Raw genomic sequence first — 22,783 nt, forward strand, 5'->3', positions numbered from 1 at the left:
TGATGAGCAGCATCACGCCCGCCGACGTGGAGGTCGGCGCCCAGGGCGACGGGGGAGCGCCACGGCAGCCGGGCCGGGTGTCGCTCGGCGGCATATCGCTCAACCTGCGATCCAGCGGCATCTACATCGCCTTCGCGCTGATCGTCGCGCTGTTCTCGGTGCTGACCGACGGCGCGATGCTCCAGCCGCAGAACATCTCGAACATCATCGTCCAGAACTCCTACGTCCTGATCCTCGCGATCGGGATGATCCTGATCATCATCGCCGGGCACATCGACCTGTCCGTCGGCTCGGTGGTCGCGGTCACGGGAGCGCTGGCCGCGGTGCTCATGGTGAACATGGGCCTGCCCTGGCCGCTCGCCCTGCTGATCACGCTGGTCGCCGGGGCGCTCATCGGGGCCTGGCAGGGGTACTGGATCGCCTACTTCGGCATCCCCGCGTTCATCGTGACGCTGGCGGGCATGCTGCTGTTCCGGGCGCTGACCCTGACCGTGCTGGGCAACCAGGGCATCGGGCCGTTCCCCGACCAGGTCCGCACGCTGGCCAACGGCTTCACCAATGGCTACCTCGGCAACATCGGCCTCGGCCCGCTCGGCGGCGCCGACCTGTTCAGCCTGCTGATCGGCATCGTCGCCATCGCCGGCATGGTCGCCACGAGCTGGCGCACCCGCAACGCGCGCCGCGGCTACGGCCAGTCGGTGGAGCCGATGGCGCTGTTCGTGCTGAAGATGGCGGCGGGGGCCGCGCTGATCCTGTTCCTGGTTGTGCAGCTGGCCAGGTTCAAGAATCTGCCGTGGGTGCTGGTGCTGCTGGCGGTGCTCGTGCTGGCGTACTCGCTGATGGCCAACAGGACCGTGTTCGGCCGGCAGGTCTACGCCATCGGCGGCAACCTGCAGGCGGCCGTCATGTCCGGCGTGAAGGTCAAGTCGGTGGTCTTCTGGATCTTCGTGAACATGGGCGTGTTGTCGGCCGTCGCCGGCATCATCTTCGCCGGCCGGCTCAACCAGGCGGGCCCCACGGCGGGCAACAGCTTCGAGCTGGACGCCATCGCCGCGGCCTTCATCGGCGGCGCGGCCGTGCAGGGCGGCGTCGGCAAGGTCGTGGGCGCGATCACCGGCGGTCTCATCATGGCGGTCATCAACAACGGCATGTCCCTGATCGGCTCGCCCAGTGAGCGGGTCATGCTCGTCAAGGGCGCCGTCCTGCTCGCGGCCGTCGCGTTCGACGTGTGGACCAAGCGCAGGGCGGGCGCCTCGCGCTGAGTCCGTTCCGTTACGATTCCGAGAGCTCAGCGGAAGGAGAGACCGTGACCACCCCCAAGCGCCGCCTGCCGGTCATGGCCGACGTGGCCAAGGAGGCGGGCGTGTCGCACCAGACGGTCTCCCGGGTGCTCAACGACCACCCGAACGTCCGGGCCGACACCCGCGCCCGGGTGGAGGCGGCGATCACCCGGCTGGGCTACAGGCGCAACCTGGTCGCCCGCGCCCTGGTCACCAAACGCTCCAGGACGCTCGGCGTGGTGAGCTTCGACACCACCCTGTACGGCCCCGCCAGCACGATCTACGGCATCGAGCAGGCGGCCAGGACCGCGGGCTACTTCGTCAGCATCGTCAGCCTCAAGTCGATCGACGCGGCGGGCGTCCGCGACGCCATCGACTACCTCGCCGAGCAGGGCGTCGACGGGGTCGTGGTCGTCGCGCCGCAGCGCTCGGCGGCCCGCGCGCTGGAGAGCCTGCCGCCGGGCATGCCGGCCGTGGCGGTCGAGGGCACCTCGCGCGAGCCCGGCGTGTCGGTCGTCTGCATCGACCAGGTCGAGGGCGCCAAACGCGCCACGCGCCACCTGCTCGAACAGGGCCACGAGACCGTCTGGCACGTCAGCGGCCCCTCCGACTGGCTGGAGAGCGAGGGCAGGCTCGAGGGCTGGCGGGCCGCGCTGGAGGAGGCGGGCCGGCCGGTGCCCGAGCCGCTGGCCGGCGACTGGAGCCCGCGCGCCGGCTACGAGGCGGGCAAGAGCCTGGCCGCGATGGACGGCGTCACGGCCGTCTTCGCCGGCAACGACCAGATGGCGCTCGGCGTGCTGCGCGCGCTCAGCGAGGCGGGCGTGCGGGTGCCCGGCCAGATCAGCGTGGTGGGATTCGACGACATCCCCGAGTCGGAGTTCTTCTCGCCGCCGCTGACCACGGTCAGGCAGGACTTCGACGTGGTGGGCCGCCACTGCATCGAGGTGCTGCTGCGGCAGATCGACGCGGGGCCCGCCTCGCACGAGCGGCTGGTCGTGAAGCCCGGCTTCGTGGTCAGATCGAGTACCGCCCCGCGACCCTGACCGGCCACGACAGTGGATGATGAGCATGCCCCCGGACAAACCCCTGGAGCTAGTGTGAACGCTAACAAATACGTTGTCGGAGTGGACTTCGGCACGCTGTCGGGGCGTGCCGTCGTCGTCCGCGTGAACGACGGCGCCGAACTGGGCAGCGCCGTCCACGAGTACACCCACCGCGTCATCGAGACCACCCTGCCCGGCACGGACGTCGGGCTCGGCCCCGACTGGGCGCTGCAGTCGCCGCAGGACTGGATCGACGTGCTCAGGACCGCCGTGCCCGAGGCGGTCGCCGCCGCCGGCGTCGCGCCCGAGGACGTCATCGGCATCGGCACCGACTTCACCGCCTGCACCGTGCTGCCGACCACCGCCGACGGCACGCCGCTGTGCTTCGAGACGCCCGCGCAGCCGCACGCCTGGCCCAAGCTGTGGAAGCACCACGCCGCCCAGCCGCACGCCGACCGCATCAACGAGCTGGCCGCGACCCGCGGCGAGAGCTGGCTGCCGCGCTACGGCGGCAAGATCTCCTCCGAGTGGGAGTTCGCCAAGGGCCTGCAGGTCCTGGAAGAGGCCCCCGAGGTGTACGCCAGGACCGAACGCTGGATCGAGGCCGCCGACTGGATCATCTGGCAGCTCACCGGCGTCGAGAGCCGCAACATCTGCACCGCCGGCTACAAGGGGATCTTCCAGGACGGCGACTACCCGTCCGAGGACTTCCTGGCCGCGCTGAACCCCGGCTTCGCCGGATTCGCCGCCAAACTCGCCACGGGAACGGTCGGCGACAAGGTCAACGGCACGACGCTGGCCCCGCTGGGCGGCCTCGCGGGCCGGCTGACCGTCCGCGCCGCCGAGTGGACCGGCCTGCCCGAGGGCGTCGCCGTGGCCGTCGGGAACGTGGACGCCCACGTCACCTCCGCCGCCGCCGACGCCGTCGCGCCCGGCCAGATGGTGGCCATCATGGGCACCTCCACCTGCCACATCATGCCCAGCGACCAGCTCGCCGAGGTGCCCGGCATGTGCGGCGTCGTCCGCGACGGCATCGTGCCGGGACTGTGGGGGTACGAGGCCGGGCAGTCGGCCGTCGGCGACATCTTCGCCTGGTTCACCGACACCTTCGCGCCCGGTTCCGACCACGAGCGCCTGACCGCGCTCGCCGAACAGCAGGCCGTCGGGCAGCACGGCCTGGTCGCACTCGACTGGTTCGGCGGCAACCGCTCGGTGCTCGTCGACCACAACCTGTCCGGGGTGATCGTCGGCCAGAGCCTGGCCACCAAGCCCGAGGACGTCTACCGGGCGCTCATCGAGTCCACCGCGTTCGGCGCCCGCATGATCGTGGAGACGTTCGAGAAGGCAGGCGTGCCCGTCGAGGAGTTCGTCGTCGCGGGCGGCCTGCTGAAGAACCGCTTCCTCATGCAGGTCTACGCCGACGTGCTGCGCCGGCCGCTGTCGGTCATCGGCTCCGACCAGGGGCCCGCGCTCGGCTCGGCCATCCACGCCGCCGTCGCCGCCGGCGCCTACCCGGGCATCGAACAGGCAGCCGCGGCCATGGGCAAGCGTACGGAGGCGGCCTACGTACCGGACGAGGCGCGCGCCGACGCCTACGACCGGCTCTACGCCGAGTACCAGAGGCTGCACGACTTCTTCGGCGACGGAAAGCTGCTGCACACCCTGCGCGCGATCAGGAACGAGGCCCACTCATGAGGAAAGCAGTCGCCGATCTGCATGCGGAGCTGGTCCGCTACAACCTGGTCGCCTGGACGGCCGGGAACGTCTCGGGCCGGATCCCCGGCGAGGACCTGTTCGTCATCAAGCCCTCCGGGGTCTCCTACGACGAGCTGACGCCGGAGAACATGGTCGTGTGCGACCTCGACGGCAACCTCGTGGAAGGTGAGCACTCGCCGTCCAGCGACACCGCCGCGCACGCCTACGTCTACCGCAACATGCCCGACGTCGGCGGCGTCGTGCACACCCACTCCACCTACGCCTCGGCCTGGGCCGCCCGAGGCGAGGCCATCCCGTGCGTGCTGACCGCGATGGCCGACGAGTTCGGCGGCGAGATCCCGATCGGGCCGTTCGCGCTGATCGGCGACGACTCCATCGGCCAAGGCATCGTCGAGACGCTCAAGGGCCACCGGTCGAAGGCCGTCCTGATGCGGAACCATGGCGTCTTCAGCATCGGCAAGGACCCGAAGGCCGCCGTGAAGGCCGCCGTCATGTGCGAGGACGTGGCGCGCACCGTGCACGTCGCCCGGCAGCTCGGCGAGCCGCTGCCCATCCCGCAGGACGACATCGACCGCCTGTACGACCGCTATCAGAACGTCTACGGACAGAGGAGCCCGCGTTGAACATCTGGTTTCTGACCGGCAGCCAGGGGCTGTACGGCGAGGACACGTTGCGCCAGGTCGCCGAGCAGTCTCAGCGCATCGCCGAGCAGCTGCCCGTGCCCGTGGAGTGGAAGCCCGTGCTCACCGACGCCGCGGCGATCAGGCGGATCATGCTTGAGGCCAACGCCGACGACTCGTGCGCCGGCGTGATCGCGTGGATGCACACCTTCTCCCCGGCCAAGATGTGGATCTCCGGGCTCGACGCGCTGCGCAAGCCGCTGCTGCACCTGCACACGCAGGCCAACGTGGAGCTGCCGTGGAGCTCCATCGACATGGACTTCATGAACCTCAACCAGGCCGCGCACGGCGACCGCGAGTTCGGCCACGTGCAGACCCGCCTGGGCGTGCCGCGCAAGACCGTGGCCGGGCACGTCAGCGACCCGTCGGTGGGCGAGCGCATCCAGACCTGGGTCCGCGCCGCCCGGGGGCTGGCCGAGGTGCGCACGCTCAAGCTGGCCAGGTTCGGTGACAACATGCGCGACGTGGCCGTCACCGAGGGCGACAAGGTCGAGGCGCAGCTCCGCTTCGGCGTCTCGGTCAACACCTACGGCGTCAACGACCTGGTCGAGGTCGTGGACGCCGCCTCCGACGCCGACGTGACGGCGCTGGTCAAGGAGTATGCCGAGCAGTACACCGTCGCCCCAGAACTGCTCGGCGAGCGCAACGAGTCGCTGCGGTACGCGGCCAGGATCGAGCTGGGCCTGCGCGCCTTCCTGGAGGCGGGCGGCTTCAAGGCGTTCACCACGAACTTCGAGGACCTCGGCGGCCTGCGTCAGCTTCCCGGTCTGGCCGTGCAGCGGCTCATGGCCGACGGCTACGGCTTCGGCGGCGAGGGCGACTGGAAGACCTCGGTGCTGCTGCGCACGCTCAAGGCCATGACGCCGGGCGGCACCTCGTTCATGGAGGACTACACCTACCACCTGACGCCCGGCGAGGAGCTCATCCTCGGCGCGCACATGCTGGAGGTCTGCCCCTCGATCGCCGCGGGCACGCCGTCGTGCGAGATCCACCCGCTGGGCATCGGCAACAGACAGGACCCGGTCAGGCTCGTGTTCGACGCCGAGCCCGGGCCCGGCATCGTGGTCGGCCTGGCCGACATGGGCGACCGGTTCCGGCTGGTGGCCAACGAGATCGACATCGTCGCGCCGCCGCACCCGTTGCCCAAGCTGCCCGTGGCCCGCGCGGTCTGGAGCCCCCGGCCGAACCTGCGGACGTCGACGGAGTCGTGGCTGACCGCCGGCGCCCCGCACCACACGGTGCTGTCCACGGCGGTGGGCAGGGAGGCGCTGACCGACCTGGCCGACATGCTCGGCGTGGAGCTGCTGGTCATCGACGCCGACACCACGACCGAGCGGTTCGCCAAGGAGCTGCGCTGGAACCAGGCGTACTACCGCCTGGCCCAGGGCTTCTAGTCCTCCTTCTTCGGGGCGTTCCTGCGCTGCTCCTCGGCCCGTTCGCGGCAGCGGCGCAGGAACTCCGCGTCGTCGTCGGGGCTGGTGGCGGCGAAGCGGCCCGGGCGGTCGTACTCGGGGAAGGCGCTGGGTTGCGTGGTCGCCTGCGTGCGTTCCGGGCGGCCGGCGATCAGCCAGATGATCGAGCCGACCAGCGGGAACAGCAGCACGATGAGCACCCAGGCGATCTTGGGCAGGTTTCTGCAGAGCACCTCTGGCGTGGTGATCGCATCGAACAGGCAGTAAAGCCAGAGTACGAGCGTCACCAGGCCGATGAGCTCGGACAAGTAGAGCACGGCACACCTCCGTCAGCGGCACATGAAACTAGCGGCACCCGGCGGAGCTGACAAGATGTGCCTATGGCAGGGTATGGGCCGTGACGCTGACCAATTGGGCGGGGAACACCGCTTTTCGGGCAAAGGTTGTCCACCATCCCACCTCGCTGAGCGAACTGCAGTCGCTCGTCGCGGGCAGCCCCCAGGTGCGGGCGCTGGGTAGCGGGCACTCGTTCAACGACGTCGCGGACGCGCCCGGAGACCTCGTCGTGCTCGACAGGATGCCGGACGCCGTGGAGATCGACAGCGCGGCGGCCTCGGTGCGCGTGCCCGCGCGCACGACGTACGCGCGGCTCGCCCCGATCCTCCACCAGGCCGGATTCGCGCTGGCGAACCTGGCCTCGCTGCCGCACATCTCCGTGGCAGGCTCCGTCGCGACCGGCACCCACGGCTCTGGCGACGCCGTGCAGGGCCTGGCCGCCGCCGTGTCGGCGCTCGACCTGGTCACCGCCGACGGTTCCGTCCTGACGCTGTCGCGAGGGGACGCCGACTTCCCCGGGGCCGTCGTGTCACTGGGCGCGCTCGGCATCGTCACCACCCTCACCCTCGACCTGGTCCCGTCGTTCGAGATCCGCCAGTACGTCCGCGAGGGCCTGAAAGTGGACGCCCTCGCCCACTTCGACGAGATCATGGGCGGCGGCTACAGCGTCAGCCTCTTCACCGACTGGCGCGACACCCGCGTCTGGGTCAAGACCACCGGCGAGCTGACCGCCGACGACTGGTACGGCACCCGCGCCGCCGACGGCCCCCGCCACCCGCTGCCCGCCATGCAGGCCGAGAGCTGCACCCTCCAGCTCGGCGTCCCCGGGCCGTGGCACGAGCGGCTGCCGCACTTCCGCCCCGACTTCGAACCCAGCGGCGCGGGCGACGAACTGCAGACCGAGCTCATCCTGCCCAGGCGGCACGCGGTCGAGGCGCTGCGCGCGCTGTTCGCGATCGGCGAGCGCATCCGCCCCGTCCTGCACATCTCAGAAGTGCGCTCGATCGCCGCCGACGACCTGTGGCTGAGCCCCTTCCGCGGGCGCGACAGCGTCGGCATCCACTTCACCTGGATCAAGGACGTGGCCGCCGTCATGCCGGTGGTCGAACTCGTGGAGCGGACGCTGGCGCCGTTCGAGCCGCTGCCGCACTGGGGCAAGCTGTTCACCCGCCGGCCCGGCTGCCCCGACGACTTCCGCGAGCTGGCCCGTCGCCTCGACCCGGCCGGCAAGTTCGCCAACGACTTCACCCGAATACTGCTGGGGGAGTAGCGCCTTTCGCGGGTGTGCTCCTGCGGATGTAGCGGTTCACCGGTCCGGCGGACGATGTGCGCCGCCCTCCGGCGCGCGATCGTGGGTCTATGACCGATCACCCGTTCAGGTTCGGCGCGGTCGCCGGACAAGCCGCTGACGCCGAGGAGTGGGCCGGCCTGGCCCGCCGGGTCGAGGGCCTCGGCTACTCGACGCTGCTGGTGCCCGACACGCTCACCACGCTGTCCCCCTTCACGGCCGCCGCCGTCGCGGCGCCGGCCACGACGACGCTGCGAGTCGGCACGTTCGTCCTGAGCGCCGCGCTCCGCACTCCCGAGGCGGTCGCCTGGGAGACCGCCACCCTGCACAAGCTCACCGGCGGCCGCTTCGAGCTGGGCCTGGGCGCGGGGCGGCCGGACGCCGAACGGGACGCCGCCGCGCTCGGACTCCCGTTCGGCACGCCGAGCGAGCGGATCGAGCGGGTGTCCCGCACCATCGACGCCGTCACGGACGTGCGCGTGCTCGTGGCCGCCTCCGGCACCAAGCTGCTCAAGGTGGCCGCGGCCAAGGCCAGCACGGTCGCGCTCGGCGTGCCGCCGCACTACTCGCAAGCGCAGCTCGCGGCCAAGCTGGACGAACTGTACGAGCTGGCCGGGGACCGCTTCCACGATCTCGAACTCAGCCTGAACCTCGTCTCCGCCGGCGCCGAACCGCCCTCCTGGCTGGCCGCCCGCCACGGGCGCACCGGCATCAGCATGCTCGCCGGCAGCCCGGCCGAGATGGCCGACACGCTGCTCAGGCGCAGGGACAAGCTCGGGATCTCGTACGTGAGCGTGAACGCCCAGTACCTCGACCACTTCGCGCCGGTCGTGGAACGCCTCGCCGGTACCTGACGTGATCTGACAGGTATGTCCAGGACCATGATCCCATGACTGCCAAGGGAACCTTCGACACCGCCGGCTGGAACGCCCAACCGGCCCTGTCCGACCGCGACGGCGTCCAGTTCGGGCTCGTGACCATGTCCAAGACCTTCCACGGAGACCTGACCGCCACTGGCGTCGTCCACCTCCTGGTGGCCTCGACCCCCGTTGAGGACTCTCGCGCTTACGTGGCCATGGAGCGCGTCGAAGGGACGCTGGACGGACGTGCGGGCTCGTTCGTGGTCCAGCACAACGCCGTCGACGACCGCGGCGAGCAGTCGCTGACCGTCACGGTGGTGCCCGATTCCGGGACGGGCGAGCTCCTCGGGCTCAGGGGCACCATGGACATCATCATCGGCCCGGACGGCGGCCACTCCTACACCTTCGACTACCACCTCTGATCAGGCCGGCTTTCGGCCCGAAGGGGGTACAACCATAAATCGGTGGTCGCACGTGTGCGATCTGTGAAACGGTCGGGTTCTGATGATCGAATGGACCGAGGCGGGGCGGGAGCGGTCGGCGCTCTGGCGTTCCGCGCTGGGCGTGCCGCCCCCTGAACGCGTGCGGGTCGCCGACGACCGGATGAAGGCCGACACCGCCTACCGGCTGGCCTGCGAGGGCACCGCGCTGCTTTGGCGCGGTGACTTCCAGAACGCCCGCCAGCTCCTGGCGGCGATGGGCCGCCGCTGCAAGCCCGCCGCCCCCGGCTCCGATTTCCACCGCTACCGCCAGGCCCAGGCGCAGCGGGCCAGGACGCTCGGCATGCTGCTCATCCCCTACGACGAGGGCCACGTGGTGGCGCTGCGCAGGGCGCCGGACGTGCGGGAGGCCTGCGCCGAGGTGTACGGCCCCGAGGCCCCCGCGGCGGTGGGCCCGCTGCGGGAGCTGCTCGGCCTGATCGGCGCCCACGAGTGGCGGACGAAGGGCGTGTGGGTCCCCGCCCTCGGCGCCCGTATCCACCCCCACCACGGCGTGTTTCCCCCGACCAGGAGCGAGTACGTCGATCTCGTCGCCGAGGCGCCGCTTCCCGGCGAACGGCTGGCCTTCGACATCGGGACCGGCACGGGGGTGCTGGCCGCCGTGCTCGCCAGGCGCGGCGTCGGCCACGTCGTGGCCACCGACCTGGACGAGCGGGCGATCGTCTGCGCCGAGGACAACCTCGCCCGGCTGGGGCTGTCGGAGCGGGTGGAGGTCGTCAAGGCCGATCTGTTCCCGCCAGGACGCGCGCAGCTCGTCGTCTGCAACCCGCCGTGGCTGCCCGCCAAGGCGGCCTCGCCGCTCGAACAGGCCGTCTACGACCCCGGTGGACGGATGTTGCGGGGCTTCCTCGACGGGCTGGCCGGGCATCTCGAACCGGGGGGCGAGGGCTGGCTCATTCTGTCGGATCTTGCGGAGCATCTCGGCCTGCGCACCAGGGCTGAGCTGCTGGAGGCGTTCGAGCGGGCCGGGTTGCGGGTGGCCGGCCGGCTGGACGTCGCGCCCCGGCACCACCGTCCGGCCGACCCGGACGATCCGTTGCACGCGGCCCGCGCCGCGGAGATCACGTCCCTGTGGCGGCTGACGGCCTGAAGGCCCGCCGCCACGGCGACGGCAGGCCCCGCATGTTAGCCGCGACCTCTCAGCGGCAGGAGAGATATATGCACATTGCGGGGGTACAGACAGTTTTGCCCGTTCACCGCTACGAGCAGGCGGAGATCACCGAGGCGTTCTCCCGGCTGACCGACTGCGACGAGGAACTGCTGCGCCGCTTCCACGAGGCCACCGGGGTACGGGGCCGCAATCTCGCACTCCCGCTGGCCGACTACGCCAAGCTGGACTCCTTCGCCCGCGCCAACGACGCCTTCGTCGAAGTCGCCCTCGACCTCGGCGAACAGGCCATGATCGGCGCCCTGGAGAAGGCGGGCGTGGCCCCGGAGAAGGTCGATCACCTGCTGTTCTGCTCCACCACGGGCCTGGCGACCCCCTCACTCGACGCCGGGCTGGCCCAGCGGGCGGGGCTGCGGCCCGACGTCAAACGGGTGCCCGTGTTCGGGCTCGGGTGCGCGGCGGGGGCCGCGGGCCTGGCGCGCCTGCACGACTACCTGCGCGGCTGGCCCGACCACGTGGCCATGCTGGTCTGCGTGGAGCTGTGCTCGCTGACGATCCAGCGCGACGACACCTCGATCGCGAACCTGGTGGCCAGCGGCCTGTTCGGGGACGGCGCGGCGGCCGTCGTGGCGACAGGGCGCGGGCGCGGCCCCGAGGTGGTCGCCACCCGCAGCAAGCTCTATCCCGGCACCGGGCACCTCATGGGCTGGGAGGTGAGCGATCACGGCTTCCGCATCGTCCTGGACGCCGACCTGACCGACTTCGTCCAGCAGGTGCTGGCCGGCGACATCAGGGCCTTCCTGGCCGACTACGGCCTGACGCCCGAGCAGGTGGCGACCTGGGTGTGCCATCCCGGCGGCCCGAAGGTCATCGAGAAGATCGTGGCGACCCTGGGCCTGCCGCCCAGGGCCCTCGAGGTGACCTGGCGGTCGCTGCGCGATCACGGCAACCTGTCGTCGGTCTCGGTTCTGCACGTGCTGCAGGAGACGCGCGGCAAGAGCGGCGCCCCCGCCGTGCTCATGGCGCTGGGACCCGGCTTCTCCGCAGAGCTGCTTCTGCTCCATTGGTGAGCTCCTACCTGGCAAGATGAGCCGCATGAACGAGACCCTTCCTCTGCTGAGGCTGGCGGCCGAGCGCACGTCCACGCTGGTGCGGAGCCTGAGCGACGACCAGCTCGCCCTGCCCACCCCGTGCTCCGAGTACGACGTCAAGGAGCTGCTCAACCACCTGGAGTGGGCGATGTCGGGGTTCGAGTCGCTCGCCGGCGGCGGCGGGTTCCCGCCGCCGAAGGAGTACACCGGCGACTTCCCCGAGCGGGCCGAGCGCGCGCTGAAGGCCTGGGACCGGCCGCAGGCGTGGGAGGGCACGAGCGAGGCCCTGCACGGGCTGCCGATGATCATGATCGCGAAGATGTTCCTGGTCGACGTCGTCGTCCACGCCTGGGACCTGTCCAAGTCCGTCGGCCGGCCCTTTGAGGTCGATGACGAGACGGTGGCCGCCATCCTGGCCTTCGCCGAGGAGTCGGCGCCGATGCGCAAGGGCTCTGCCGCCTTCGGCGATCCGGTCGAGGTGCCCGCCGACGCGCCGGCGTTCGACCGGGCGGTGGGGCTCCTCGGACGCGATCCGGCCTGGACGCCCTGATCGCCCTTCGCCACGGCGACGGCTTAGCCGGGCGCGCCCCGATCGCCTTTACCGCGCCGACACCTGAAACCGGTGGGGCACGATCCCACGTGCCCCACCGGTAACAACTGATCACGTGTCGATCGCGGTTTGTGCTCGCTTACGTCACCGGCCAGGCCAGCGCGGATCACGCTCCGTCGTATGGCGTGGAGGTGGTTGCGATGAAATTTCGGCCTTTAGCGGCAGGCGTCGGAATCGTTGCGGTCCTGGCCCTGGCAGCCTGCGGTGGCGGTGGCGGCTCGACGAGCGCCGAGCGGGCGCCCCATCCGGCCGGCGCGAACGACGGGCGGGCCAATCCGCTCCGATCGGCATCCCCTGAATCGAACGCCGACAGCGAGAAGGACACGACCACGGCGCAGATCTCCACGTTCGCGCTCGACGTGGACACGGCCTCGTACGGCTACGCCCGCCGTACCCTCCAGGAGGGCCGCTGGCCCACCCCCGGCGAGATCCGGCCGGAGGAGTGGGTCAACGCCTTCAGACAGGACTACCCGCAGCCGACGGACGACGGGTTCGCCGTGCGGGTGGACGGCGCCAGGCTGCCCGCGCGCGACGAGGCCGTGCTACGCGTGGGCCTGCAGACGCGCGCGTCCGAGGCGGCCGAGCGGCGGCCCGCCAACCTGACGTTCGTCGTGGACGTGTCCGGCTCGATGAACGAGCCGGGCCGGCTGGACCTGGTCAGATCCGCATTGCGGACCCTGATCGACCAGCTCGCGCCCGGCGACCAGGTCTCGATCGTGTCCTTCAGCGACGAGGCCAGGCTGCTGGCGTCGATGACCCCGCTGACCGCCAGGGACGAGCTGCACCGGGCGGTGGAGCAACTCGTCACCGAGGGTGGCACGAACCTGGAGGCCGGGCTGGTCACCGGCTACCAGGAGGCGTCCAAGGCGTTCCGCCCCGCCGCCACCAACCGCGTGATCCTGCTGTCCGACGGCCTGGCCAACCAGGGCAACACCAGCTGGCAGGCCATCCTGGAGCAGGCCAAGGAGTACGCGGCCAGGCAGGTCACGCTGCTGACCGTCGGCGTCGGCCGCGAGTACGGCGACGAGCTGATGGAGCAACTGGCCGACAACGGCGACGGCATGGCCGTGTACGTCAGCTCCGAGGAGGAGGCCGCCAAGGTCTTCACCACGCAACTGCCCGCCACCATCGAGCTGCGCGCACGCGACGCCAAGGCACAGGTCGTCTTCAACCCGTCGGTCGTGGAGAGCTACCGGCTCGTCGGCTACGACAATCGCGCCCTGACCGCGGAGGAGTTCCGCGACGACAGCCGCGACGGCGGCGAGATCGGCCCGGGGCACTCCGTCACCGCCCTGTACTCGCTCAAGCTCAAGCCAGGGGCGCAAGGCCAGCTCGCCGAGGCCACCGTACGCTGGCAGGACCCCGACACCAGGTCACCCTCCGAAGTGAGCGAGGCGCTGAAGGCCGGCGACCTGGCGGCGTCGATCTGGGAGAAGGCGCCCGTCAGGCTGCAGGTCGACGTGCTGGTGGCCGCGTTCGCGCTGCACATGCGCGACAAGAAGACATCCGGCGGCCCGCGCGGCACGTTCGGCATGGACCTGCCCGAACTGGGCGAACACGCGGACCGGCTGGCGCGGGCCGCCGAGGACCCCATGGTCACCGAGCTCGTCTCCCTCATCGAGAAGGCACGATCGGTGGGCTGAGCCGGGCCGGATCGGGGTGGCGCGCTCAGCCGCGCCGCCCCTCGGCCGATGGGGGGTGTGCGGACTTTTATCCGGGCGTCGATGGTCGCGAAGTCGGCTACACTCGTACATGTTGCAAGGGGCTATGGCGCAGTTGGTAGCGCGCCTCCATGGCATGGAGGAGGTCTGGGGTTCGAATCCCCATAGCTCCACCCAAGCGAATTCGATCAACGGCGGTGTCCTTCGGGGCATCGCCGTTTTTGCGCGTTCGGGTCAGGGCCTGGCCAATGAAGCCCGTGCTGAGAGTGAACAGTGCAACACAAACGGTCACGATTTTGTAGTATGGCGCGGTACCCTGCGGTGCACTTGAGCCATGGATGTTCCAAGGCCTCGTTCGATCGAGGCGAGCGTGCGCCAGTTCGTCAACGACACTGGTGGCGTCACGCGCGGCCTGCGTGAGGGAAAGCGGTACATTTTGACGCTCAACGGTGAGCCGCGCGCCGACGTAGAACCGATCATGCGTCGCCGGTTCGTTCCTACAGCTGAGGCGCAGGCCGTCTTCGCCACCGCCCCGGCTATTGACTGGGACGAGGTGCGGGTCGATCTGGACGCGATGATCGATGACGAGCTACGTGTGGGTCGCGGTGCTCCAGTATGCCGAGGCGGCGTTTGGTGATCCGCTGCCGTACGACGCACTAAGCGGCAATCAGGTCCACCCCGGCAGACGGCGGCATCCATCAGGAGCCGCCGTTTTTTCGTGCCTCTGGCGTGCACGTTCCGTTACGATCGTTTGACCCTCGGTGCCTGGACGGGAGGCTGATGCGCACCCACTCACGCGAGCTCCTTCTCGTGCTCGGCGGCGCGGTCGTGCTCAGCCCGATCTTCGGTGTCTTGGCCGGCGTCTACGTCAACTTCGCCACCGACAGCGAGCCCGAGCTCAACCCCGTCTACATCCTGCCCGCGATCCTGTTCGCCTGCGGCGGCGCCCTGCTCTCGTCGTTGGGCGCCGGGTTGCCGTGGTCGCGGCCCAAGGCCGACCTGCCGGCGTTCAAGGGGCGGCTCAAAGAGCGGCGAAAGGAGGCGGGGACACCCAAGTTCGCCACCCTCCAGCCGCGCGCCGCCCGGCGCGGGTTCGCCTTCGAGCAGGCCGACCTGAGGAAGGTCACGGGGAAGGGCGTCGGCTGGCTGAAGGAGCCCCAGACCGCCGAGCCCGTCATCCTCGCCTTCCTCTTGGTGCACGACGTGCCGGACGCCGAGGCGGAGCAGTGGCTGGAGTCCTACCGGGGCCTGGCCGGGCCGCCGCCCACCCGGCGCCGCCGCGTCAGGCTGGTCCTCGGGGTGGCGCTGCCGGTCGTGCTCGCGGCGGCGGCCTGTCTGCTGTACGTCGACACCCGCATCCCCGGCTGGCTCGCCCGTGCCGACCAGACCATCCTGTCCGCCTACGCCCACGGCAAGCCCCTGGTCGTGAACACCTCCAGCAGCGCCCCGCCGCACGCCAGGCTGGGCGAGTCGATCACCCATGAGGTCCCCGGACAGGCCCAGCGATGGGATTTCGAACCCGCCAGGCGCGACGGCGTGTTCCTCTTCCGGATCCGCAACCGCGCGAGCCGGCTCTGCCTGACCCCCGAGGCCAGCGACGTCACCGAGGGAAGCTTCGTCACCGAGGCGGCCTGCGACGCGGGCGACCAGCTCTGGCGGCTGCCGGGCGACCACGCGCTCGCCATCGCCTCACCGCGGGGCGAGATGTGCGCCGAGCCCAGCAGGGGCGTCACCACCGAGGGCACTCCGCTGATCCTGCGGGCCTGCGCCGACCGGCCCGCTCAGCGCTGGCTGATCACCACCCGCCTGCCGAACCTCGGCAGTTCGCTGGCCAGCGCCCAGAACGGCCACTGCGTCGACGCCGCAGGCCCGGCCGGCCTGCTCCTGTGGGAGTGCCACGGCGGCCTCAACCAGGCGTTCGGCTACCAGCCGAGGGCCAGGGGCGAGTACGTGATCACGAGCATGGGCAGGTGCCTGGCCGCCACCGGCCCGGTCGGCGGCCGCCGTCCCGTCCGCGAGCCGTGCACCGGCTCCGGCGGCCAGCTCTGGAGGTTCGACCCCCGCGACCACTTCAACGACTGGCAGTACTGGGAGGTCCGGAACGTCGCCACCGACCTCTGCCTCCACCTGGAGTCCGACCTGCGCTCGCTCTACCTGCGCCCCTGCACCCGGGCGAACGTCCAGCAGTGGCGCACCCCCGACTGGCTGCGCCCGCCGGACGCGCCCGCCCTCCCCTGAGGGACCACGGTCACCGCGCAACAGGGCCCCGGTACCGGTCCGAGATCATCCCGTCGACCGAAGCTCCCGACCGCGCCGGACAGCACGCTGGAAAGCACAGCGGCTACCGATCGGAGGGGTCAGTTGAGGTGGGCGGCATGGCGGACGCTGCGATGGCATCCGGGCAGCGTCATGGGGGCGTTCGTCACCCTGGTCGTCGCGGCGACCGTGGTCGGCGCGTTGTGGTTCGTCGTGGACTCCACGGACCGGCAGCAGGTCCCGGTGGAGCGGTACGCGGGTGTTCCCCTGGTCGTGGGCACGGGCGGCATCGCGGGGGCGGTCTCGTCCGAGCTGGTGGCGGCCGTCGGTGGCGCGGAGCGCGGGGCGCAGGAGAGCAATACGCCTCCGCCGGCCCCCTTCAACCTCCTGTGGTTCGCGGTGTGGCTGACGGTGCTGGTCGCGACGGGCATGGTCGCGGCCGCCATGGGGGTGTCGATCCGGCGCAGGAGCATGGAGGTCGCGGTGCTGCGGGCCATCGGGGCGCGGCCGGGCTGACGCGGCCCACGTCGGGGTCGGTCAGCGTGGGCGGGGCCGACCTGACGGGGCTGGGCGAGGCAGAGCTGGCGAGGGGTGCGTGGGCAGCGGGTCGGGTTGTCTTCCAATGGCAGTTAACTGCTGTCGATTGAGTGTCCATGAGAGCCTGCCCGTTGCCGTGGGTGTCGCAAGGTCTCGCATTGCGAACGTGAGGGAACGCGTTGCCGGTCCCCGCGGAACGGATGGGTCCGTGCACGATCCCGGTCGCCATCAACGCGAACGCCTCGCGATCTGCGACCAGTGTGCGGGATCGGAGGAGAAGGGTGAACCGCCGCCGCCCCTGTGCCTAAAAGTAATCGTTAAACCACTAAGAGTGCTGTATGGTTTTACCTTGTGAGCCTGACCGGACGAACGCATGCGCAGGCGATCGCGACACGCACCGCCTGCCGCCGGTTCCGCGGGGCACGTTACAGGACCCCGCGCAACAGGTGGGTCCGCGCATGTCAACGGCGCGTGACCCCGGTCTCCGTCGAGGCGAACATCTCGCGGTCTGCGACTGGTGGGGTGGGTCTGCACGCCCGTGTCTCATCCCACGACCGGAAATCCGATCTGGGGCGTCAGATTTCCCGGTTGGCAGGGTGGGGGGCGAAGGCTGATCACCGCTCCGCGCAGCACCGCGCCCGCAAGGCACTGGAAGCCGCGGCGGCCGCCAGTGGCTGAACCGACCGAGAAGAGCGAGCCGACCGGCAGGCAGCTTCGCGCGATCGAGGTGCCGTTCGTCGCGGACGGGCCCTCCGGGGTGGCGATTCGCGACCGCCTCAAGAACCTCACCCCCGCCGATGAGGAGGTTCTGCGCGTCGTGGGCGGGCATCTGGGCTCGCTGGCGTCCGGTGATCTCAAGCGGCGTTGTGCGGACGGCTTCGCGCACTCTGCCGACAGGTGGGCGGTCCGCAAACGGGGGCCTGACCGGGCAGTCGTCCTCCCGCTGGGCCGGGTCGATCACCAAGGCCAGCCACGACCAGTGGGCGCTGGCCCGCCGCGGCCAACTCGCCCACATCCAGAACCTTGAGGCCGGGATACGCACCCTGCAACACCGCCTGTCCCTCCCCCTCGGAGCCAAGGGGAACAAGCGGGCCCCGGGCGGATACCGCAGTCGGCACGAATGGTTCGCCAAGTCCCGCCGTCTGGCGGCGCTGACCGACCGGCTGGAGCGGGAACGCGCCGACTTCCAGGCCGGTGTTGTGCACGTGGTGCGCGGCGGTAAACGACTGCTCAACACCCGCCACCACCTCGACGAGGCGGGGCTCACCGAGCAGGAGTGGCGGGAGCGCTGGGAGGCGGAGCGGTGGTATCTGGCCGCTGACGGTGAGTCCGGCAAGCGGTACGGCAACGAGACCATCTGCGTCACCCCCGACGGCGAGGTCAGCATCAAGCTCCCCGCACCATTCGCCTATCTGGCCAACGCCGGGCACGGCCGGTACGTCCTGGCGGCGCGTGTCGTCTTCGCCCACCGGGGAGAGGAGTGGCGTGACCGTGTGGCCGCAAACCGGGCGGTGGCCTACCGCATCCACCACGACGTGCGGCGCGGCCGCTGGTACCTGACCGCCTCATGGCAACACCCCACCGTCCAGGCGATCCCGCTGCAGACCGCGCTTGCTGACGGCGTGATCGGCGTGGACACCAACGCGGGCCATTTCGCCGCCTACCGCCTCGACCGGCAAGGCAATCCGGTCGGCGACCCGCACCGCTTCCGCTACGACCTGACTGGCACGTCCGCCCATCGGGATGCGCAGCTCCGGCACGCCATCACCCGCCTGCTGCACTGGGCCAAACGCTCCGGCGTGGCCGCGATCGCCATCGAAGACCTCGACTTCGCCGCCGAGAAGACCCGCGAAAAACACGGCCGCAGGAAACGGTTCCGGAAGCTGATCTCTGGCCTCCCCACCGGAAAGCTCAAAGCGCGGCTGGTGGCGATGGCTTCTGAGGTGGGCGTGTCCATCGTGGCCGTTGATCCGGCCTACACGTCCCAGTGGGGTGCCCAGCACTGGCAGCAGCCCATGGCCGCGTCCTGCCGCACCGTCACCCGGCACGACGCTGCGAGTATCGCCATCGCACGACGCGCCCTCGGACTCCCGATCCGGCGACGGACGGCACCGCCCCCCGACGACCGGAGCGATCGTCGCGGGCATCGGACCGCCCAGGCCGGACCAGGGGACCGGGGGCGTGAGGAAACCCGCCGCCCTGTCACGGAACGTGCACACGATGCGCGCCCCCGGACAGGGAACCCCCAAAGAACGCGGGCGACCAGCGCATCCAAAACCGTTCGGGATGCGCGCAGTGCCAGGGACGTGGGTCCACGACTCACTCCTGAACACTGATCAGGAACGGTTCAACCTGCTTCCTGCGCGGGAGAACGTCGAGCTGCCGCTCCGCCTGGCGCGCCGCAGGGCGGAACCTGACTGGGTGGAGGAGCTGCTGGAGCGGACCGGGATCGCCGAGCACGCGCACCGGCGCCCGCACGAGCTGTCCGGCGGCCAGCAGCAGCGGGCGGCCATCTGCCGCGCCCTGGTGGCCAGGCCGGAGGTCGTCTTCGCCGACGAGCCCACGGGCAACCTCGACACCGCCTCGGGCCACGGCGTCCTGACCGTGCTGCGCTCGCTGGCCGACACGCTGGAGCAGACCGTCATCATGGTCACCCACGATCCGGCCGCCGCGTCGTACGCCGATCGGGTGCTCTTCCTCAGCGACGGCGAGATCGTGGCCGCCGTCGACGCCCCCACGCCCGAGACGATCGCCGCTCACGGGTCGCCGGGGGTGACCAGGCCGGCCTCGTAGGCGACGATCACGGCCTGGGCGCGGTCGCGGACGCCGAGCTTGGCGAACAGGTCGCTGACCCGGTTCTTGACCGTCGAGACCGCCAGGCCGACCTCGGCGGCGATCCGCTCGTTGGACAGGCCCCGCGCGATCAGCTCCAGCACCTGGCGCTCGCGCGGGGTCAGCTCGGACAGCGCCGCGGGGACCTCGACCGCGCGGGGCCTGGCCGGGCGCACGAACGTGCCGATCAGGCCGAGCAGCAGCCGGGGCGCCACCGTGGCCTCGCCCCTGTGCACGATCCTGATGCCCTCCATGAGCTCCTCCGGCGAGGCGTCCTTGGGCAGGAATCCCGACGCGCCCGCCCGCAGCGCCGCCACCACGTGCTCCTGCAGGTCGAACGTGCTCAACGCGAGCACCTTCGTCTCCGGCAGCTCGGCGACGATCCGCTCCGTGGCCGCCACTCCGTCCATGACCGGCAGGTGCAGGTCCATCAGCACCACGTCGGGGCGCAGGGCGTGGGCCTGGCGTACCGCCTCGGCCCCGTCGCCCGCCTCGCCCACTGCGGTCATGTCGGACCCGGTCTCCAGCAGCAGGCGCAGCCCCGCCCGGACGACCGCGTGGTCGTCCACCACCAGTACGTTGATCACGTTCGCTCCATCAGGGGGATGCGGGCGCGTACCACGAACCCGCCGGACGGCGCGGGCCCCGCCCGCAGCTCGCCGCCGCACAACGACACCCGCTCGGCCATCCCGGCCAGCCCCAGCCCCAGCCCGGCGCCGCCGGGACGCGCCCGTCCTTCGTCGGCGACCTCGACCTCCACGACGCCGGCCTCGTACGCCAGCCGCACGATGGAACGGGCCCCGGCCGCGTGCTTGCGCGTGTTGGTGAGCGCCTCCTGGACGACGCGGTAGATCGCGTGGTCCACGGTCGCCGGCAGGTCGACCGCCTCGCCCGTGACCTCCAGTTCGGCGTTGCCCGACTCCTCGACCAGGGCGGGCAGCCGGGCCACGCCGACGCCCGCGTGGTTGTCGATCGGCTCGCCGTCGGTGCGCAGCACGTTGAGCAGCACCCGCATCTCCGTCATCGCCTGCCGGGCCATGCTCTCGCCGGTGAGCAGGGTCTGCTGGGCGCGTTCCGGGTCGATGGGGATCGTCCTCCTGGCCACGCCCATGTAGAGGCCGGCCACGCTGACGTGGTGGGCGATCACGTCGTGCAGCTCGCGGGCGATGCGGCGGCGTTCCTCGCGGATCGCGCGCTCGGCCACCTGCTGCCGCGTGCGCCGGACCAGCTCGCCGCGCAGACGGACGATGTGCCCGGCCGCCACCGGCGCCGCCGGGAACAGCGCGACGGTCAGGGGCACCCAGAACTCCGGCCCCCATATCGGCCAGGCGAGGTAGACACCGCCGGCCATGGCCGCCGCGGCCACGGCGGCGGAGACGGGCGCCGAGGTGTGGCGGCCCACGGCGTAGAGCGCGATGAGCATGGCGCTGACCGGCGCGTCGTACAGGGGCGCCTGCGTGCCCGCGAGGTAGAGCAGGCCGACGAGCAGCGCCACGGCGACGGGGTGCTCGCGCCGCAGCAGCATGAGGCCGGAGGCGGCGAGCGCGATCAGCACGACCTCGACGTGGGGCGTCCTGTGGCTGAGCTCCGCCAGCAGCACCAGTAGGGCCACCGCGACGTCCCCCATGCGGGGATGGCCCACCCATCCCCGCATGATCGCGAAAGACATGTCTCTCAATGCACCACACAGGGGACCGTTGCGCAAATGTTCGCGCAATATCGAACTTGTGTTCGTATAATGGTAGGCATGGATCTCAACACGCGCGAACTTCCCGAGCTCTGGCGGCCGCCCATCGTGGAGCACGCCGCCGGCGAGAACCGCTATCTCCTGGCCTGGGGCGACGACACCGACGGGGTTCGGTGGGGATTCCTGCTCTGGCCGCCCCAGGCGCGCGGCGAGACGCGGTGGGTGCGCTGGGAGGAGATTCGCCCGGTGGCGGGCGAGGACTACAGCGCGGTGCCCGTCGCCGACCCGCTGATGTGATCTTTTGAAATGTTGCGTAGTCAGAAAAATTGCGGGATCAGAAAGTTCTGGCTAGCCTGAAGGCATGAGCGGGCTGAGAGAGCGCAAGAAACTGGCCACGCGCGAGGCGCTGATGACGGCCGCGCTCCGGCTGGCCCTGGAGCGTGGGTTGGAGAACGTGCGGGTCGAGGACATCGCCGCCGAGGTCGGCGTCTCGCCCCGGACGTTCAACAACTACTTCTCCAGCAAGTACGAGGCGATCGCCGCCCGCCACACCGACCGCACCAGGATCGCCGTGGCGGCGCTGCGCGCGCGTCCCGAGGGCGAGCCCTTGTGGGAGGCGCTGACGGAGGCGATGGCCGCGCCGTGGGAGCAGCACGGCGGGACGGGCGTCGCCCCGAGCCCCGAACTGCTGGCGAGCATCACGATGCTGACCGAGGAGCCCGCGCTGCGCGCCGAGTCGCTGAAGGTGGCCTTCGCCGCCGACGGAGAGCTGGCCGAGGCCATCGCGGCGCGCACCGGCACCGACGCCGCCCGCGACCTCTACCCCTACCTGGTCGCCGTCACCGTGACCGCCGCCGTGCAGGCCGCCGTCGGCCACTGGCTGCGTTCCGACCCGCCCGTCCCGCTGGCGCCGCTGGTGCGCGACGCGCTGCGCGCCCTGGCCGAGGGACTGCCCGCCCCTTCCACAGACGCTTGATGCGGCGCTGGAGACGTGGTTCGGCGAGTGCCTGGACGGTCAGGCGGGTACGCGGCCCACTCCGGCCAGGATGCCGGACTTGACGAAGTCGTAGGAGCCGTCGGGGGAGGCGTCGGCCGTCCAGTCGGCGACCCGGACGATGCCGGGGCCCAGCAGGTCGAGGCCGGCGAAGTAGGGGGCGATGTCGTCGTAGCCGCGCGCGGCGATGCCGCCGGAGGCGGTGCCCGAATAGACCTTGTTGCTGGCCTTGGCGGCGGCGCCGTCACTGGCGTTGCCCTCGTACAGGTGCGACAGCACCAGATGGCCGCCGGTCCCGAGCCGGGCGCGGACGCGGGCCGCGATGCGGTCGGCCTCGGCGTTGTCGGGGATGAAGTGCAGCACCGCCACCAGCAGGATCGCGAACGGCTGGGTGAGGTCGAGGTGGCCGGTGACGCGCGGGTCGTCGAGGATGGCGTCGACGTCCTTGAGGTCGCCCTCCACCGCGAGGACGTCGGGGTCCCTGGCCAGCAGCGCCCTGGCGTGGGTGAGCACGATCGGGTCGTTGTCCACGTAGACGATGCGGGAGCCGGGGGCCTGCCGCTGGGCGACCTGGTGGACGTTGTCCTGGGTGGGCAGCCCGGCGCCGATGTCGATGAACTGGCGCACGCCCGCCTCGGCGAGCATGCGTACGGCCCGGCCGAGGAAGCCGCGGTTGGCCAGGGCGATCTGCCGGGCGTCGTTGCCCATCGCCCGGCCGATCTCGATCATCTTCTCGGCGGCCTCGCGGTCGGAGGCGAAGTTGTCGCGGCCGCCGAGGTAGTAGTCGTACATGCGGGCGACGCTGGGCACGTCCGGGTTGATGCCGGCCGGTACGCGGTCAGCCTCTGCCATGTGACGACCTTTCTCTATGGAGATCTTGGCGCAGATTCTA

At 70.9% G+C, this 22,783-nt stretch carries 23 protein-coding genes and 1 tRNA gene; 20 read left to right on the plus strand and 4 right to left on the minus strand.

Annotation, left to right across the window (positions count from 1 at the left end):
* The first annotated feature begins 2 nt into the window (after positions 1-2).
* From mmsB to araA, 5 genes are all read left to right on the plus strand, one after another.
* On the plus strand, positions 3-1,262 hold the full coding sequence (gene mmsB / locus ACFOY2_RS03990) for a multiple monosaccharide ABC transporter permease (protein ID WP_379526530.1): 1,260 nt from the start codon (positions 3-5) through the stop codon (positions 1,260-1,262).
* A 74-nt stretch (positions 1,263-1,336) separates the two neighbouring features.
* Complete coding sequence (locus ACFOY2_RS03995; protein ID WP_379526991.1) at positions 1,337-2,323, plus strand: LacI family DNA-binding transcriptional regulator; 987 nt, start codon at positions 1,337-1,339, stop codon at positions 2,321-2,323.
* Positions 2,324-2,377: 54 nt separating this feature from the next.
* Positions 2,378-4,018, plus strand: coding sequence for a ribulokinase (araB, locus tag ACFOY2_RS04000; RefSeq protein ID WP_379526531.1), 1,641 nt, complete (start codon positions 2,378-2,380; stop codon positions 4,016-4,018).
* Positions 4,015-4,662 (plus strand): L-ribulose-5-phosphate 4-epimerase, encoded by a 648-nt coding sequence (locus ACFOY2_RS04005; RefSeq protein ID WP_379526532.1) that lies wholly within the window; start codon positions 4,015-4,017, stop codon positions 4,660-4,662. Before araB ends, ACFOY2_RS04005 begins: the two co-directional genes overlap by 4 nt.
* Positions 4,659-6,113, plus strand: a complete 1,455-nt coding sequence (araA, locus tag ACFOY2_RS04010; RefSeq protein WP_379526533.1) for an L-arabinose isomerase — start codon at positions 4,659-4,661, stop codon at positions 6,111-6,113. The genes ACFOY2_RS04005 and araA overlap by 4 nt, the downstream gene beginning before the upstream one ends.
* Here araA and ACFOY2_RS04015 read toward each other — a convergent pair.
* Positions 6,110-6,448 carry a PLD nuclease N-terminal domain-containing protein gene (locus ACFOY2_RS04015; protein WP_379526534.1) on the minus strand — a complete coding sequence of 113 codons (339 nt, stop codon included), beginning with the start codon at positions 6,446-6,448 and terminating at the stop codon, positions 6,110-6,112. The genes araA and ACFOY2_RS04015 overlap by 4 nt on opposite strands.
* A gap of 80 nt (positions 6,449-6,528) precedes the next feature.
* Here ACFOY2_RS04015 and ACFOY2_RS04020 point away from each other — a divergent pair, with 80 nt between their 5' ends.
* The 13 genes from ACFOY2_RS04020 to ACFOY2_RS04080 all read left to right on the plus strand — a co-directional run bounded on the left by ACFOY2_RS04020 (position 6,529) and on the right by ACFOY2_RS04080 (position 19,171).
* Positions 6,529-7,737, plus strand: a complete 1,209-nt coding sequence (locus tag ACFOY2_RS04020; RefSeq protein WP_379526535.1) for an FAD-binding protein — start codon at positions 6,529-6,531, stop codon at positions 7,735-7,737.
* Between the two features lie 89 nt (positions 7,738-7,826).
* The gene (locus tag ACFOY2_RS04025; RefSeq protein ID WP_379526536.1) at positions 7,827-8,609 is read left to right on the plus strand and encodes an LLM class flavin-dependent oxidoreductase; all 783 of its coding nucleotides are present in this window, start codon (positions 7,827-7,829) and stop codon (positions 8,607-8,609) included.
* Between the two features lie 35 nt (positions 8,610-8,644).
* A complete protein-coding gene (locus tag ACFOY2_RS04030; protein WP_379526537.1) occupies positions 8,645-9,037 on the plus strand; it encodes a DUF3224 domain-containing protein in 393 nt (130 codons plus the stop codon).
* A gap of 82 nt (positions 9,038-9,119) precedes the next feature.
* A complete protein-coding gene (locus ACFOY2_RS04035) occupies positions 9,120-10,205 on the plus strand; it encodes a methyltransferase (RefSeq protein ID WP_379526538.1) in 1,086 nt (361 codons plus the stop codon).
* A gap of 32 nt (positions 10,206-10,237) precedes the next feature.
* On the plus strand, positions 10,238-11,293 hold the full coding sequence (locus ACFOY2_RS04040) for a type III polyketide synthase (protein WP_379526992.1): 1,056 nt from the start codon (positions 10,238-10,240) through the stop codon (positions 11,291-11,293).
* 25 nt (positions 11,294-11,318) lie between these two features.
* Positions 11,319-11,864, plus strand: a complete 546-nt coding sequence (locus tag ACFOY2_RS04045) for a TIGR03086 family metal-binding protein (protein ID WP_379526539.1) — start codon at positions 11,319-11,321, stop codon at positions 11,862-11,864.
* Between the two features lie 200 nt (positions 11,865-12,064).
* Positions 12,065-13,567 (plus strand): vWA domain-containing protein, encoded by a 1,503-nt coding sequence (locus ACFOY2_RS04050; RefSeq protein WP_379526540.1) that lies wholly within the window; start codon positions 12,065-12,067, stop codon positions 13,565-13,567.
* Between the two features lie 118 nt (positions 13,568-13,685).
* Positions 13,686-13,758: transfer RNA gene (locus ACFOY2_RS04055), tRNA-Ala, on the plus strand.
* Positions 13,759-13,955: 197 nt separating this feature from the next.
* On the plus strand, positions 13,956-14,222 hold the full coding sequence (locus ACFOY2_RS04060) for a hypothetical protein (protein ID WP_379526541.1): 267 nt from the start codon (positions 13,956-13,958) through the stop codon (positions 14,220-14,222).
* A gap of 143 nt (positions 14,223-14,365) precedes the next feature.
* Positions 14,366-15,823: an RICIN domain-containing protein gene (locus ACFOY2_RS04065; protein WP_379526542.1), complete on the plus strand. Its 1,458-nt coding sequence runs from the start codon at positions 14,366-14,368 to the stop codon at positions 15,821-15,823.
* Between the two features lie 123 nt (positions 15,824-15,946).
* Positions 15,947-16,357 (plus strand): hypothetical protein, encoded by a 411-nt coding sequence (locus ACFOY2_RS04070; protein WP_379526543.1) that lies wholly within the window; start codon positions 15,947-15,949, stop codon positions 16,355-16,357.
* A gap of 887 nt (positions 16,358-17,244) precedes the next feature.
* Positions 17,245-18,714, plus strand: coding sequence for an IS200/IS605 family accessory protein TnpB-related protein (locus ACFOY2_RS04075; protein WP_379526544.1), 1,470 nt, complete (start codon positions 17,245-17,247; stop codon positions 18,712-18,714).
* Positions 18,665-19,171, plus strand: coding sequence for an ABC transporter ATP-binding protein (locus ACFOY2_RS04080; protein WP_379526545.1), 507 nt, complete (start codon positions 18,665-18,667; stop codon positions 19,169-19,171). Before ACFOY2_RS04075 ends, ACFOY2_RS04080 begins: the two co-directional genes overlap by 50 nt.
* Here the strand turns inward: ACFOY2_RS04080 and ACFOY2_RS04085 are convergent.
* Together ACFOY2_RS04085 and ACFOY2_RS04090 are read right to left on the minus strand one after the other, a co-directional pair.
* A complete protein-coding gene (locus ACFOY2_RS04085; RefSeq protein ID WP_379526546.1) occupies positions 19,135-19,797 on the minus strand; it encodes a response regulator in 663 nt (220 codons plus the stop codon). The two genes, ACFOY2_RS04080 and ACFOY2_RS04085, sit on opposite strands and share 37 nt — an antisense overlap.
* Positions 19,794-20,879 carry a sensor histidine kinase gene (locus ACFOY2_RS04090; protein WP_379526547.1) on the minus strand — a complete coding sequence of 362 codons (1,086 nt, stop codon included), beginning with the start codon at positions 20,877-20,879 and terminating at the stop codon, positions 19,794-19,796. The genes ACFOY2_RS04085 and ACFOY2_RS04090 overlap by 4 nt, the downstream gene beginning before the upstream one ends.
* Positions 20,880-20,957: 78 nt before the next feature.
* Here ACFOY2_RS04090 and ACFOY2_RS04095 point away from each other — a divergent pair, with 78 nt between their 5' ends.
* Together ACFOY2_RS04095 and ACFOY2_RS04100 are read left to right on the plus strand one after the other, a co-directional pair.
* Positions 20,958-21,194, plus strand: a complete 237-nt coding sequence (locus ACFOY2_RS04095; protein ID WP_379526548.1) for a hypothetical protein — start codon at positions 20,958-20,960, stop codon at positions 21,192-21,194.
* A 64-nt stretch (positions 21,195-21,258) separates the two neighbouring features.
* Positions 21,259-21,873: a TetR/AcrR family transcriptional regulator gene (locus tag ACFOY2_RS04100; protein WP_379526549.1), complete on the plus strand. Its 615-nt coding sequence runs from the start codon at positions 21,259-21,261 to the stop codon at positions 21,871-21,873.
* A gap of 39 nt (positions 21,874-21,912) precedes the next feature.
* Here the strand turns inward: ACFOY2_RS04100 and ACFOY2_RS04105 are convergent, their stop codons facing one another.
* A complete protein-coding gene (locus tag ACFOY2_RS04105) occupies positions 21,913-22,743 on the minus strand; it encodes an SAM-dependent methyltransferase (protein ID WP_379526550.1) in 831 nt (276 codons plus the stop codon).
* Positions 22,744-22,783: the final 40 nt, after the last annotated feature.

Source organism: Nonomuraea purpurea (assembly GCF_042650645.1).
GTDB classification, from domain to species: domain Bacteria; phylum Actinomycetota; class Actinomycetes; order Streptosporangiales; family Streptosporangiaceae; genus Nonomuraea; species Nonomuraea purpurea.

Coding starts and splice junctions, on each gene's coding strand:
- mmsB (WP_379526530.1), top strand. CDS start 3: ATGAGCAGCATCACGCCCGCCGACGTGGAGGTCGGCGCCCAGGGCGAC.
- ACFOY2_RS03995 (WP_379526991.1), top strand. CDS start 1,337: ATGGCCGACGTGGCCAAGGAGGCGGGCGTGTCGCACCAGACGGTCTCC.
- ACFOY2_RS04005 (WP_379526532.1), top strand. CDS start 4,015: ATGAGGAAAGCAGTCGCCGATCTGCATGCGGAGCTGGTCCGCTACAAC.
- ACFOY2_RS04025 (WP_379526536.1), top strand. CDS start 7,827: ATGACCGATCACCCGTTCAGGTTCGGCGCGGTCGCCGGACAAGCCGCT.
- ACFOY2_RS04030 (WP_379526537.1), top strand. CDS start 8,645: ATGACTGCCAAGGGAACCTTCGACACCGCCGGCTGGAACGCCCAACCG.
- ACFOY2_RS04035 (WP_379526538.1), top strand. CDS start 9,120: ATGATCGAATGGACCGAGGCGGGGCGGGAGCGGTCGGCGCTCTGGCGT.
- ACFOY2_RS04040 (WP_379526992.1), top strand. CDS start 10,238: ATGTTAGCCGCGACCTCTCAGCGGCAGGAGAGATATATGCACATTGCG.
- ACFOY2_RS04045 (WP_379526539.1), top strand. CDS start 11,319: ATGAACGAGACCCTTCCTCTGCTGAGGCTGGCGGCCGAGCGCACGTCC.
- ACFOY2_RS04050 (WP_379526540.1), top strand. CDS start 12,065: ATGAAATTTCGGCCTTTAGCGGCAGGCGTCGGAATCGTTGCGGTCCTG.
- ACFOY2_RS04065 (WP_379526542.1), top strand. CDS start 14,366: ATGCGCACCCACTCACGCGAGCTCCTTCTCGTGCTCGGCGGCGCGGTC.
- ACFOY2_RS04080 (WP_379526545.1), top strand. CDS start 18,665: ATGCGCGCAGTGCCAGGGACGTGGGTCCACGACTCACTCCTGAACACT.
- ACFOY2_RS04090 (WP_379526547.1), bottom strand. CDS start 20,879: ATGTCTTTCGCGATCATGCGGGGATGGGTGGGCCATCCCCGCATGGGG.
- ACFOY2_RS04095 (WP_379526548.1), top strand. CDS start 20,958: ATGGATCTCAACACGCGCGAACTTCCCGAGCTCTGGCGGCCGCCCATC.
- ACFOY2_RS04100 (WP_379526549.1), top strand. CDS start 21,259: ATGAGCGGGCTGAGAGAGCGCAAGAAACTGGCCACGCGCGAGGCGCTG.
- ACFOY2_RS04105 (WP_379526550.1), bottom strand. CDS start 22,743: ATGGCAGAGGCTGACCGCGTACCGGCCGGCATCAACCCGGACGTGCCC.